At 48.4% G+C, this 13,924-nt stretch carries 10 protein-coding genes; 1 reads left to right on the top strand and 9 read right to left on the bottom strand.

Annotated elements, in window-relative coordinates:
* Positions 1-4: 4 nt before the first annotated feature.
* The 8 genes from DHAF_RS05125 to DHAF_RS05090 all read right to left on the bottom strand — a co-directional run bounded on the left by DHAF_RS05125 (position 5) and on the right by DHAF_RS05090 (position 10,477).
* Positions 5-2,062, bottom strand: a complete 2,058-nt coding sequence (locus DHAF_RS05125) for an oxidoreductase (RefSeq protein WP_015943154.1) — start codon at positions 2,060-2,062, stop codon at positions 5-7.
* Positions 2,063-2,224: 162 nt separating this feature from the next.
* The gene (locus DHAF_RS05120) at positions 2,225-3,463 is read right to left on the bottom strand and encodes an MFS transporter (protein ID WP_015943153.1); all 1,239 of its coding nucleotides are present in this window, start codon (positions 3,461-3,463) and stop codon (positions 2,225-2,227) included.
* Between the two features lie 163 nt (positions 3,464-3,626).
* Positions 3,627-4,778, bottom strand: a complete 1,152-nt coding sequence (locus DHAF_RS05115) for an acyl-CoA dehydrogenase (protein WP_015943152.1) — start codon at positions 4,776-4,778, stop codon at positions 3,627-3,629.
* A gap of 54 nt (positions 4,779-4,832) precedes the next feature.
* Positions 4,833-5,780 (bottom strand): electron transfer flavoprotein subunit alpha/FixB family protein, encoded by a 948-nt coding sequence (locus DHAF_RS05110; protein WP_015943151.1) that lies wholly within the window; start codon positions 5,778-5,780, stop codon positions 4,833-4,835.
* Positions 5,781-5,794: 14 nt separating this feature from the next.
* The gene (locus DHAF_RS05105) at positions 5,795-6,565 is read right to left on the bottom strand and encodes an electron transfer flavoprotein (RefSeq protein ID WP_015943150.1); all 771 of its coding nucleotides are present in this window, start codon (positions 6,563-6,565) and stop codon (positions 5,795-5,797) included.
* Positions 6,566-6,615: 50 nt separating this feature from the next.
* Positions 6,616-7,830, bottom strand: coding sequence for a CoA transferase (locus DHAF_RS05100; protein WP_005813458.1), 1,215 nt, complete (start codon positions 7,828-7,830; stop codon positions 6,616-6,618).
* A 270-nt stretch (positions 7,831-8,100) separates the two neighbouring features.
* A complete protein-coding gene (locus DHAF_RS05095; protein ID WP_015943149.1) occupies positions 8,101-9,678 on the bottom strand; it encodes an MFS transporter in 1,578 nt (525 codons plus the stop codon).
* A gap of 31 nt (positions 9,679-9,709) precedes the next feature.
* Complete coding sequence (locus DHAF_RS05090; protein ID WP_015943148.1) at positions 9,710-10,477, bottom strand: enoyl-CoA hydratase/isomerase family protein; 768 nt, start codon at positions 10,475-10,477, stop codon at positions 9,710-9,712.
* 461 nt (positions 10,478-10,938) lie between these two features.
* Here DHAF_RS05090 and DHAF_RS05085 point away from each other — a divergent pair, with 461 nt between their 5' ends.
* A complete protein-coding gene (locus DHAF_RS05085; protein ID WP_015943147.1) occupies positions 10,939-12,876 on the top strand; it encodes a sigma-54-dependent Fis family transcriptional regulator in 1,938 nt (645 codons plus the stop codon).
* A gap of 63 nt (positions 12,877-12,939) precedes the next feature.
* Here DHAF_RS05085 and DHAF_RS05080 read toward each other — a convergent pair whose 3' ends face one another.
* Entirely contained in the window at positions 12,940-13,908 is a 969-nt protein-coding gene (locus DHAF_RS05080; protein WP_015943146.1) for an MBL fold metallo-hydrolase, read from the bottom strand.
* Positions 13,909-13,924: the final 16 nt, after the last annotated feature.

The raw sequence follows: 13,924 nt of genomic DNA, 5'->3' as shown, positions 1-13,924 counted from the left end.
TCTCTCAGATTTGACAGGCCGCTTTATAGCCTGCTTTGGTGGCATCAGCCATGCGGGCGGGGTTGCTGCAGTCCCCTACGGCATAGACTTCGGAGACCCTTCCCTTAAGAGCTTCCGCCAGCTCCATATTCTTCTCGAAGCCCAAAGTGACCGCCACTGTCTTGGCTTGATGGAATGCTTCTGAGCCATCTTCATGAACGACCTTGACTCCTGCTCTGGTGATGGCCTTTACCTTAGTCAGCGTCTCCATTGTTACCCGGGGAGATTTCTTAAAGGCTGATACAATATGGAAACGGTCGCTGCCGCCCACATCATGGCCGATTTTCTTTTTTTCTTCGATGATCACAAGCTCCCGGTCATAATGCATCATTTCTTTGGCCAGCTCACAGCCCGGCAGACCGCCGCCGATGATGGCAATTTTCTTGCCCAGGGGCCAGGGGAATTTGCCCATAAAGGTACGGGCCAAATCCGGGGTATAGAAAAATTTCAAAAAAACAGAACCGCAGTTATACATAACCTTGTTGATGATTCCCGGTTTTTGAGGGGGGTTGCCATTGAGCAATTCCAGAAAGTCATGAGATTTGACCACATTGCCTCCTTCTGCTCCCGGTACTTTCAGGTCAATCGGATGTCCCCCGCTGGCCACAATCACCGCATCAGGTTTTTCACGGGTTACCAGGGCAGGGGTAACGGCTGTATTAAGGTGGACTTTAACTTCCGGGTGTTTCTTGAGCAGGGTTTTATAATAAGTGTTTAAGCGGTCATAGATGGGGCTGAAGATGGCACTCATGACCAAACAGCCTCCCAAACGAGGTCCCCGTTCATAGATCGTCACCTTATGCCCTCTCCGGGCTGCAGTAACAGCTGCCGCCAATCCTCCCGGCCCACTGCCGATGACCATGACCTCCTTGCTCTGCCTCGCTTGGGCCAGAGGTGTTTCCAGTTCTTCTCCCAGGCGGGGATTCACTCCGCAATAATTCAGAGGCTTGCCCTGACTGATAACGTCATCCAGGCAGCGGCAGCAGCAGATGCATTTGTTAATGTCCTCCGGCCTGCCTTCCATGACCTTGTTGGCAAATTCAGGGTCGGCAATATTGTATCTCAGGCCTGCGATCACATCGGCCTTATCTTTCGCCAGAATTTCTTCCATACTAAAAGGATCCGTATTTCTATAGGCGGTGGCCACCGGTATCTTGGCTACCTTTTTGATCTCCTCAGAGATCCAGGACCAATATCCTTCCGGCACATCCTTAATGGTTAAGGGTACGGAGGTTTCATGCCAGCCCGGCGCCAGGTTATGCAGAACGGCACCCGCTTCTTCCAGGATCTTCACAATCTGCAAGGATTCTTCCATGGTTAAGCTGCCTTTGATAAAATCCACCGGGGACCAGCGGACGATTATGGGATAATCCTCCCCGCAGGCTTTTTTGATCTCTGCCATAACTTCAACCGTCAGTCTGCAGCGGTTTTCCAGGCTGCCGCCGTATTCATCCGTCCGATCGTTGGTCGCCGGGGACATAAAGCGGTTTAAAATTCCTCCTACCCCTGCCATAACCTCTACCCCGTCCCAGCCGGCTTTTTGCAGGATAACACAGCATTGGACGATATTTTCCTTGAAAATCCGGATATGCTCCTTCGTCATCGGCTTGGGAATAAGCTTGGAGACAGATAAGGTGGATGGGCCCCAGTATTCTTCCTTGTCTTCTGGTGCAGGCTTCCAGTCATGGACGGCGTAAGGCTGGCCAACGATCAGCCCCCCGTGCTTATGCACGACCTCAGCCATCTTGCTCAGATGGGAAAGATGTTCCTCCCCATAGCCCAGAGGCAAGGGATGGAGATGATCCAGCTGACTCTTAAGTCTGGGATAAAAGCAAATAGTCTGGCAGATTAAGGCGGTTCCGCCGGCAGCCCTTTCCTCCAGGTAATTATAAAATCTCAGGGTCGGTTGTCCTTCCTCATTGGTATAGTCATGTCCCGGGGACATGGATGTGGTGATCATGCGGTTTTTTAGAAGCATACTGCCTAATTTAACAGGAGAACTCAATAATGGAAATTGGGACATAAGCGTTCCCTCCTTATCTTATGAAATTATTCTTGGGTGCATTAATCACTTCAAGGGTTATTTAGAATGTAAACCTCAATCGAGGCTGTCCATGATTGAGGTTTACATCATGCTTAGGATCTTGATTTCAGTTTAGGTGAATAGGAATGAACATCAGCCTGCTTAGGTGTGAATCAGCTTTTTGCCCACCTTAACGGCTCCGAACAGCATAACGATGGCAATAGCCAGGGTCACAATATTCATCTGCCAGGCAAAGACAAAGCTTTGGGTGATATCGAAGATTCTGCCATAGATAATTGCAGCTGAAGCGGCCATTAACTGCTGTACCAAGGTTACATTGGCATAGATTTTCCCATAATCTTTTTCGCCAAAGATTCCTTTGACAATCAAGGGCAGCATAACGGTCAGCGAGGAGAAACAAATGCCGAAGAAAACCAAACCGGCATAAAATATGGTTACATTGGAGCCGCCGGCCAGAATAATCAGGACCCCTGCAATCCCGCAGGACAGGGCAGCAACCATAGAGGGCAGGAAGCCTTTGCGGTCCGTTAGCCAGCCCCAGAAGATTTTGCCGCCCATATTGGCCAGGTTGAGAATGGTCATGGCATAAGCCCCAAAAGCAGTCGCCAGCCCGATTGAACTAGCATATCCCGGAATCTGGGTGTTCATGGAGGAATACAGAACCACCGCACAAGCTATGAACATAACCATATATAAAGCAGGGGATTTCAGGGAATCGGCGGCAGATACCCCTTTCAGAGATATAGCGGCTTTCGCCTGCCCCGTGGCCCCTTCTTCATAGCCGTAAGGTTTCAGACCCACATCGGCAGGTTTGAAGTTAACAAATAAGAGAATACCGGGGACGGCAATAACCCAGGCCGCGATGGACATGGCCAGGCGGGCGGTTCTCCAGCCATACTCCGTAATCAGCATGCCGGCAACGGGGTTGGCTATGGCTGAACCCAGGGTTCCGATGGCCAGGGCGATACCTAAAACCATACCGGTCTTTTTGCTGAACCAGTTGCTGATGATGACCGGAAGAGTCAGGTACATAATAACGGAATAACCCAAACCCATGAGAACACCGGAGATGTTCCAGGCCATGACGGTTTGGAACTGAGAGGCAGCACCGGTAGCGGCGCACACCAGAGTCATACTGATAAAGAGCAGCACTTTGGAATTGACTTTATAAAGAAGTCGGCTGGCTATGGGCTGAGTAAGAGCCATGGTTAACATATAGATGGTCAGATACCAGGAGGCATCGGTCCTGCTCCAGCCCATTTCCTGGGATACCGGAGTCAGATACAGACCATTGGTATTCCCAAGCATTCCTAATGCGGCAAAGAACAACAGGGCCAAAGATAGAAATACAAGCCATGGACGAGTCGATTGTTTACTCATGTCTTATCCCTTCCTTTTAAAAAATAGGCTATATAAGTTCTGCAAAGAATATATTTTCTTTCCCCATCCGCCTGATTTTCCTGGCACCTCTTTTCCTTGGATTTGGGGAAATAAATATCTGCATTAAGAAAATAGTGATAAGCTGTCCCGGCAGTTTGGCGGTTTATTTATAGTGCTTTAAAATGGCTCTTCCCGCGGCGTGAATCATGATTTCGTCCGTACCGCCGCCGATCCTGAAGACCCGGGCATCCAGCCATAACCTGGAGATACGGGCATCTTTGGTGTAACCGATTCCGCCCATGATTTGCAGGGCATCATCAATGACTTCATTGGCCGCTTGTGCACAATATAATTTGGCAATCGCCGAAGAGATTTGCACCGGCAGCCCGTTGTCCACTTCCCAGGCGCATTTGTAGACCATATTTTTCATATTCTCGATTTTGGCTTTCATAAAGGTGATTTTTTCCTGAATCAGCTGGAAGGAGCCAATGGTCTTGCCAAACTGCACCCGTTGGTTGGCGTAACGGACGGCATCTTCAAAAGCGCACTCCGCCATGCCCAGCACCGAGGCCGCCATCAACAAGCGTTCCATCTCAAAGTTGTACAAGACTTGCATAAAGCCGTTGCCTTCCACACCGACGAGATCCTTTTCTTCGACTTCCACATCTTCTAGGTAAACTTCACAAGTATCCTGCATATGCCAGCCGATCTTTTCCAGCTTTTCGATCTTAATGCCGGGAGCATTCATAGGCACCCACCACATGCTGAAGGCGTTGCGTTTGTCGGCATTGCCGGCCTCTTCCGAATTGCGGGCCAGGCAGAGCATATAGGGTGCCCGCAGCGCTCCGCTCATGAAGGTTTTGTGACCGTTGATATAGACCTTGCCATTTCTGCGGGTATAGGTGGTGGCGGCGGCACTGCTGTCGGAACCGGCTTGAGGCTCTGTAAATCCCAGGACGAAGGCAACTCCGCCCCTTTGCACCACAGCCATGGTATCGGCGATTTGCTCCTCGGAACCAAAGTGGAGCATATCGGCAATGGATAATGCCTGTCCGAACACGAAGTGAGGACCGCCGTTCTTGGTGATTTCTTCAGCGACCAGCATCATGGTCAAGTTATCCACCGGGGTGCCGCCGTGTTCTTCCGGAACCCCTAACATGCCAAAGCCATTATCCATAAGGGCCTGAACGAACTTTGTGGGATGCTCGCCTTTTTCGTAGCATTCTTTCATATAGTCTTCGGTACAATCCCTGGCCATGACTTCTCTGAGGCTTTCGAGAAGTAATTCCTGTTCTTCTGTCAGTCTAAAATCCATTAACTTTCCCTCCGATAAGTTCTTTATATTTGACTTTGTCTAGTGCTCTGAGTACTAATGTTCCGCTTTAAACTTCTCAATTAAGGAAGGAAGAACCTTATAAAAATCCCCCACGATTCCATAATCGGCCTGACTGAAAATCGGTGCTGCCTTATCTTTATTGATGGCGACGATGACCTTGGCCTGGTTGACTCCCACCATATGCTGCACCTGACCGGAAATACCCAAGGCCAGATAAAGATCGGGTTTGAGCATAGCACCGGATACACCGATATACCTCTCTTTGGGCAGCCAGTTCATTCCCTCGGCAATAGGACGGGAACAGCCCACTTCAGCTTCCAGCAGGCCGGCCAGTTCTTCAACCATCCTGAGGTCTTCCTGTTGAACAAGACCACGGCCTACACCCACCACCCGTTTAGCCGCATTCAGATTGACCTCTGCACTTGCTTTGCTCTTTTTCTCCAGGAGCTTGATTTTAACGGCAGGCTCCACGAATTCCACCTCGATGACTGTACCTTGATGGCCGGAATCTTCCGCAAGAGGAGTAAAAACGCCGGTGCCGATTGTAACGATCGCTGTCTGGGGCTGAATTCTTTCGGTACGGAAAGCCGCCCCGCCATAGACCATGTGCTGGATTTGAACCTTATCACCGTCCGTCAGGATTTCCACGGCATCAACCAGGGCAGATGTCCCCAGTCCCGCTGCCAAACGACCGGCAATCAGCTTTCCCCTTTTAGTCGGCTGAACAAACAGGGCATCCGGCTTTTCTTCTTGAAGCAGCTTCAGAATGGTCTCCACATAATCTTCCTTAAGGGGCTCCGGTCTGAGGACACCCAGCCGGTACACTTTATCCGCGCCCATCCGAATGGCTTGGTCAGCCTCTTCTTTTTCTCCCCAGAGAATTACGGAGACTTCTTCTCCCAGCTGGCGTCCGCCCGCGCATAACTGACCTAAACCCGCTTGTTTTTCTGCCAGTACCCAAACTTTTTTCAAAATGTTCATCTCTTTCACCATCCTTAAAGAAGTTCTTTGCGAATATGCGCAAACAATTGTTGTATCACTTCTTCCGATTCGCCTTCCCAAAGGACTTTCTTGCGATCCGCTTGTTCCGGTGCCAGGGTGCTTACCACTTCAGTGGGAATATCAACTCCGGTCATTCCGATGGCCGTGAGATCCCAGGCTGTCGTCGGCTTCTTCCCGGCGGCCAGGATATTTTTCATGCTGGGAATCCGGGGCAGGTTAATATCCGTGGTTACCGAGATCACCGCGGGCAAGGAAATCTCCAGCACTTCAATCTCGTTCTCCAGGGTGCGCTCGGCGATCAATCGCTCTCCATCCACTGCCATCTTGCTGATCCCATTGATCGTCGCTGCCTTAAGCATCTGACCTAGCTGGGCTCCCACCTGTTGAGCGTATAAATCCGAAGACCCTTCACCGCAGATAATCAAGTCAATTTTACCCATTTTGCGGATGGCAGCTGCTAAGGTTTGGGCGGTCGTATAGCTGTCTGCATTCCCTAATTTCTCGTCAATGACCAAGTAAAGCTCCTCAGGGCCTCTGGAAAGAATCCCTTTCTTGAGTTTGGAGTTGTCCAACTCCTTGCCGCCAACACTTAAGGCCATAACTTTGCCGCCTGCAGCTTCGGCAATTGCCACCCCGGCTTCCACGGCATTCAGATCATATTGCCCGATTTTCCATTCCGCCCGGTTGAAAGACAGGCTGCGGTCCTTTTCCACTACAATATCCTGTTCTTCCGGAACAATTTTGTAACAGGTAATAATGTTCATGACTTCCCACCTCATTCTCTTTGTGTTAAAGCGTTTTAGCACATAAAGGCCTATTTTTTCTTAATAACACCTTTGTCATAGAAAGCTTTGATCTCATTTTCGCTATAGCCAAACTCACTCAGCACATCCTCATTGTCCATACCGTAGGTATGCCCGCTGCGGAAGATTTGGCTTGGGTTGTTCCTGAACCTGGGAATGGGGGCCACCCCTTTGATCCTGCGGCCGCCGATCTCGTCATACCATTCCGTTATGGTCTCCCTGGCTTTGTACTGAGGGTTATCCAGCATTTTGTCATAAGTCATGACAATACTGCAGGGGATTTGATTTTCGTTCATGATGCGATCCACTTCTTCGGCAGTATGGGTCCGGCAAAACTCAACAGCAGCTTTCACAAATTTTTCAGCACGGGGTCCATCCTCTTTGAAGATCACTGTATGAGGCTCTTGAAAATCCGGGTCACCGTCGAGGCCCCAAAGTTTTTCAACTCTCCTTAAGACTGCGCCTCCCCCTAAGGCCAGCATGACGTAATTGCCATCTTGGCATTTCTGGACGTTTTCCAGAGCAGATTTCAGATCTTTATTGCCCATGCGGGGCGGTTGTTTGCCGGAATTGACTCCTTCCAGGAGAAAATTCCCTTGAATACGGACCAGGCACTCATACTGGGCAACATCAACACTTTCTCCTACCCCGGTTTGCTGGGTCCGGTAGAGGGCCGCCAAGGTGGCCCAAGTGGTATTTAAGGCCGTCACATAATCCCCGGTAAAGGGCTTTGGTGCATAAGGCGGGGCCGGTTCCGGTTCTCCATTAATGGCCATGTAACCGCTGAAGGCCTGCCCGATAGGGTCAAAGGATCCCCGTTTGATGTAATCCGGATCACCTGTCAGTCCAAAACCTGAAACATGGGTGATGACCAGTTTGGGATTGATCCCCCAGAGAAATTCGTCCGTCAGCCCCCACTTGGCCCAAGTACCTCCTTTGGAGGATTCGATCAGGATATCGCACCATTGGACAAGTTTGACTAATATTTCCCGGCCTTCGGGAGACTGAATATCCAAGGCCATGGTTCTCTCGTTTCTATGCTCACTCGACCAAACGTCTCCAAACATACGAAACATATCGGGAACAGCCGTATTCTCCAGGTAAATAACTTCAGCACCCTGTTCTGCAAAAAGTGCCCCGGCAAAAGGGCCTGCAATTGCCGACCCGGATGTAATGACCTTCAAACCCTGCAGGTTCCCAAACTTTGGAATCTCAGACTTTTTCATGCTGCTCTTTCTCCTTTCAATCTGTCATGCACCGGTAGTTTCCATATCTATATAAAGCAAGAATGATGCCAACTCGAAGACGGAAGAAAAATAATCTCTTTGACCTGATATTGCTGGGGAAATCCATCAGGAGACGCTTTCCATCCCCATAAAAACGAAACAAAGTGTTCAGTCAAAGTGTTCCCTGCCAACACTTTCACAACAAGCAAGAAGCTGTGGCTTAAGGCACACAGCTTCTCCCTTTAAGCTCTTGAACAAGTCTGTCTTGTCTTATTTGTTTTTGGGGTCAAGGCCACCGGGGCCGCCATTGGTATTGGGCAAGACAAAGACTGCTGCTATAAAAGCTGCTACCGCTATAGCAATAATGATCGTGCTCATCTGGTTGATCGCAATGACCATGCCATCGAAATTGGCCTTAGCATAGAGATCCTGAAAGCTAACCCCAATCTTGGCCAAATGATCCGTTAAGGCCGGGTCAATAACTTTACCGGCTGTTTTCCCCGCTTCCACCACGGCCGGTATCATATCCTGGCTTACTCCCGAGTTCTGAGCCTCAGCAGTTATCTCCGCAGCCAGAGAGGAGGCTGAAATCGCTCCAAAGGCAGCCAGCATGGTCGTTTGTCCGCTGGGACTTCCTAAATCGCGAATCATGATATACGTTCCTGAGCCGCTGCCGAGCTTTTCCGGGGGAACAGCGGACATGGACATTTTCATGCAGGCAGGGGCCATAAACAACAAGGAACCGGACATAAACACCAACGTCAGCACAATATACCAAAAGGGCGTGTCCACTGTGTACTGGGAATAAAGCAGAGTACCAACGATGAAGGTTCCCATTCCTATCAGCAAAACCGTTTTAATCTTAAAAGAATCAATCAATTTGCCGCTGAGCAGGGATGTTACCGCTCCAGCCAGATAAATCACTCCTGTCATAATGCCTACATAGGCAGTGCCCAACCCCGGTTTGGCTGTAACAAAGTAGGAGTTTGTAAATACGGAGCCTTGGGAGCAGAGAGCAATAAAGAAATAGAGCAGGATCGGTGCAGCAAAGTAGCGGTTTTTAAGGATGGATAAGTCCATAAAGGGGTGACTGGTTCTTTTCTCCACATTCCAGAAACTTATGGCAAAAACAAGGGCTAATCCCAACATACCCAGAGTATAGGGTGATACCCAGCCAAAATTGGCAACCAGTACGGAAAGAGATAACCAAGTTCCTATGGTAAGCAAAAGCAGGATCGAGCCGGTATAATCAAAGGGCTTCCTCTCCGCAGTGGGAGTCTCGGGAACCGTTATCTGTACCAGTGCGATGCCTAGGACTGCTAAAACGCCGCTGATAATATAAAGGGATTGCCAGCCGAATTTCGCAATCAAAATCCCGCCTAAAAAACCACCCATCGCCGAAGCAAAGGTCCCGACGGCAGTATACACACCCACCGCTATTCCCCGCTTGTTGGGCGGAAATAAATAGCTGGCATAGGAAAGGCCGGCCGGGAGAACGGCCGCCACACCAATTCCCTGGCACAATCTGGCCAATAAGAAAAAGGGATAGTTGGTGGCAAAGGCAGCCATAAATTCACTGATGGCAAAAATAATCATACCGATCATGGCAATGCGTTTGCGGCCTATCTGATCGGCAATATTGCCAAAGACGGGACCGCACACGGTAGCCGTCAGGTAATAGCACAGGCTGATCAAGGCTGCTGTGGCTACCGGGACTCCAAATTCCTTCGTCAGCACCGGCAAAGCGGGAATTTGAAAGGCCATTGCCTCAATCATGGTGAAAGTTCCCAATAATAACCCCAGGTATGAAAACCACGGAGATTTCCGGCTCAGCTGTTCATTGGTCATATTGCTTCCTCCCAGCATGTATTACTTGCTCTTATTTTTTCCGGTTTTTAAACGCTTCAATTAAAGATTTATGCTCTTCCGTCTGGGTGCAAAAAGGAGTGGATTGAAGCTCCGCTTCCATCACCGAGTTCAATAAATTAAACAGAGTTGAATTGGTAATCCGTTTGGTGATTCTGACCGGAAGAGCAGGCATTTGGGCTAAGTCTGCGGCAAAGTTCCGGGTAGCGTTCTCAATTTCTTCCGCAGTATAGACTCTGTTAACAAATCCCAACTCTTTTGCTTCCGCTGCATCAATAACTCTTCCTGTAAACCACAATTCCTTTGCTCTTTGAGCACCCATCATCATGGGCATTAGCAGCATAGCACCCATTTCCGGTGTAATTCCTACTTTGAGGAAATTGGAGCTGAATTTGGCATCCTCCGACGCAAACACAATATCGCAAACCATGGCTAAGCTCATGCCTCCGCCCACAGCATAGCCTTTGACCATAGCAATGACAGGCTTTTCCATCTCTTGGATCTTTCTTGCGGCAAAAATAAACTTTTGTAAGGCTGCTCTGGAATTCTCAACAGTGGGCTCACCGCCGACCCCCGCTTTCAAATCGCCCCCCGAGCTGAAGTGATCCCCTTGACCTTTGAGGATGATAACCCTGACATCCGTATCCTGATCCAGTTGCTCCAAAACTTGTACCATCTTCACCATCAAATCGGCATCCATAGCATTTCTGCGTTCCGGTTTATTAATAATTACATAAGCGATACCGTCATTTTGTTTTTCCCATAATAAAGTCTCGGACATTTTGCTACCTCCTGTTGAGCCGCGTGTTTAATTCCGGCAAAATCGTGAAATGATGTACTAAAATTTGCTCGCGTTTGATCCCTCCCTCTTGCTGTTCATAAACTGTATTTTTAGACAACTTATGATCAATGCAAAACTCATGCCAATTCATTAATACCTCATTTTCCTTTAAAGCAGAGAAGAAACCCCTAAAACCAGATGTTCCATTGTTCACAAGACGGAACACTTTGTTTGAACAAATTGTTCCGCTTTACGCAGCCGGTTTTTTTTAGGAAAAGGTTCGGAGTTGAAAATATTATTAATGTGGTGTAAGATGGCTATAAGATTGGGAAAGTTATTACTAACACCTCGAATTACCGCTTTTCAGCCCTTTTGCTCATGACTGCTTCTCGAAGTGAGAGAAAGAACATAAAGGTTTAAAGGATACTTTCACCATGATTTCTTCTGAGGAGGCTGTGACTATGCATTATACCCAGGAAGAAATTCTTGAGGCTTGGAAGAACTTTATAGTCCGCGGAGTGAGCCAGGAAGACAAAGTTCATCCTTCTGTGGCCCGCTCATGGGAACGATGCCGGAAGCTTGGCCTTGATCCCTGGTCAACGGAATTTCCTAAATGCGACCCCTCCTTGTTGCAGAAAAAAAGAACCCAATATGCAGAATTACTGTCTTTAGCGGCTCCGGTTATGAACTATCTTTATACTTTGCTGGATTGCAACATCAGCATCTGCGATTCTGATGGGTTTGTTTTTGAGTTGATTACCCCGTTAAAAAACTACCCCCGGACTTTAGGAGCCTATACCGATGAAGCGACTTGTGGTAACGGCGCTGTCACTATCGCCCTAAAGGAAAAAATCCCCATGAGAACCGACGGCTATGAGCATTACCGCATTATCAGTCAGAACCATTCCGGTGTGAGTTCTCCGATTATGATCGACAATGCATTGGTTGCCGTCCTCAATGGGGTCAATCCCTTTGGCAGCCTTCACGATAAAGCCCTTGCCATGACTATCACTGCAGCTAAACTCATCGAATATTGTCTGATGGCAGGGCCTAAACCCGCTAAACCTCTTGAACTCAGACCTCGGATCAAAACAATGATCGATGATTGTTCCAGCCCGGTTCTTGTTCTGGAGCATGATGGGACAATCTATACAGCCAACCATGTTTTCGCAAGCTCTTTGGCCGGTTCCGACACAACCGGCAAGTCTTTAGGGAACTATCTTGCTGACAAACATGATTTGAATCGTCTCCTCGCCAACAATTACGAACAACCCAGTGAAGAAATTGAGTTTAAAACAAATTTCACACCCCATAAAAGAGAAACCTTCCGCTGCCGGCTGCTCAGAAAACGGCAGATTCGGCTTCTTAGCGGTGAAGTCCATACCCTGCTTATTTTTAAAAAGCAAGGCCCCGTTTCTATTCCCCATAAGCTCTCCAAACCTCATGGGATTGACTATATCGGTGAAAGCACCGCTTGGTCCAAGGTAGACAGCATCGTTCAAAAAACCGCCAAATTCCCATCCAATGTGTTGCTGTTGGGGGAAACCGGGACAGGCAAAGAAGTGGTGGCTAAAGCCATCCATCAACGCAGTGGACGGAAAGGCAATTTTGTAGCTATCAATTGCGGAGCACTGCCCAAGGATTTGCTTCATAGTGAACTTTTTGGCTATGAAGAAGGGGCTTTTACCGGTGCTCGTGCCCATGGTTCCATCGGAAAATTCGAGCATGCTCATGAAGGAACCCTGCTTCTGGACGAAATAGGAGAAATGCCCCTGGACATGCAGGTAACTCTCCTGAGATTCCTCCAGGAACGGACCATCACGCGGATAAACTCCAATAAGCCCAAAAAAGTGGATGTGCGCATTATCGCCGCAACCAATAAAGATATGGCAGAGCTGGTCAGACTGGGGCAATTCCGTCAGGATCTCTATTATCGGCTCAACGTCATTGAGATCAACCTGCCGCCGCTCCATGAACGAAAGTGCGATATTCCTTTATTGGCGGAATATTTTATATCCGAATTATCCAGGCAGTATAATGTTCCATCCAAACAAATTCATCCGGCTGCTCTGCAAATCCTTTGCGGCTACAGTTGGCCGGGAAATGTCAGAGAGTTAAAAAACGTCATTGAAAAAGCGTTGATCTTGTCCGAAGGCCTAGAAATTACTCCCGACTTTTTACCTGAATATATTTTGCCTTCTCAAAATGCGACCTCTCAATCCATACCATCTACTTCCCGAATCGGGGAATCAGAACGGGAACACATCATCAACCTGCTGGAAAGCTATAACGGCAATATCTTTCAAACGGCAAAAGCCTTAAAGATGTCCCGCAACACCTTGTACCGCAAAATTGAAAAATACAATATTCAACTAAAAACTTCAGCAGTGAAAAAGTAAAAAAGCCAAGGCCCATTTCCCCGCTTACGCTATAGGGTGAAATGTTACCTTGGCTTTTATCTTTTAGTTTACTAATTCGTAATAGGCTTCCCCATCGTGGTTCACCCGCCGAACGTCTCCTTTGTGCACCAAATGCTCCAGATGAGCCATCGCCTCCCCGGAAGCAAACCACTTTTGAGCTAGAGGAAAGTCATCCCAGCTGTTATATCTCAGCTCCCAGTGCATTTTTGACGCCGTCTGACCCACCGTCTTTTTGCCATCCCGCAGGATCTCCGCAATCTCCACCAAGCGCTCTTGATGATGGGCGATCAGCTCATCGATCCGCTGCCGGTGGTTGGCGATAAGGCTGCGATGGGCAGGAAATACCTGCTCAATATCATACCCGCGGATCTTTTCCAGGCTCCTGATAAAGTTCCCGAGACTATCAATTTTGTAATGAAAAAAGGTGATATTGGGAGTGATCTCATTGAGGATATGATCGCCGCCCAAAAACAGTTTATGCCTTCTTTCATAGAGGCCGATGTGCCCCGGACTATGTCCGGGAATATTGATAACTTCCCATTGATAGAGTCCGGTCTCTAAGCAGTCTCCCTCATTCAGCGGAGTATAGGCCAAAGGCTTTTTAGGAGTAATATCAAAGACCGCTTTCTCCGTCGAATTCATTTCCTGGCCTAAATTCAAGACCTTATTCAATTCACCCATAATAAGGCCCGGCGAAGTTCTATAATTATTGAGCAGAATGCCGTCCTTCTCCCCAATATAAACCTGGCATCCTCTCTCAGCTAAAAAGTCAGCCAGCCCGGTGTGGTCCACATGCATATGACTCAGTACCAAATCTGTCTTTTGCAGATCGATTTGAAGTTCCTCCACCCCCTCCATAAAAGCAGCCTTACAAACTTCCAGGTCAAACCCTGTATCCAAAATAAGGGGGCGGTCCCCGGACAGAACGATATAGCTGTTCAATGTCTTTAAGGGGTTATGGGGCAAGGGTATCTCATTCAGATAGATATGGGGATAGATTTCACGAATCATCATTTCACCTCAGCAT

It is taken from the genome of Desulfitobacterium hafniense DCB-2, from assembly GCF_000021925.1.
Classification (GTDB): Bacteria; Bacillota; Desulfitobacteriia; order Desulfitobacteriales; family Desulfitobacteriaceae; genus Desulfitobacterium; species Desulfitobacterium hafniense.
This window is presented reverse-complemented; position numbering and strand designations above follow the sequence as displayed.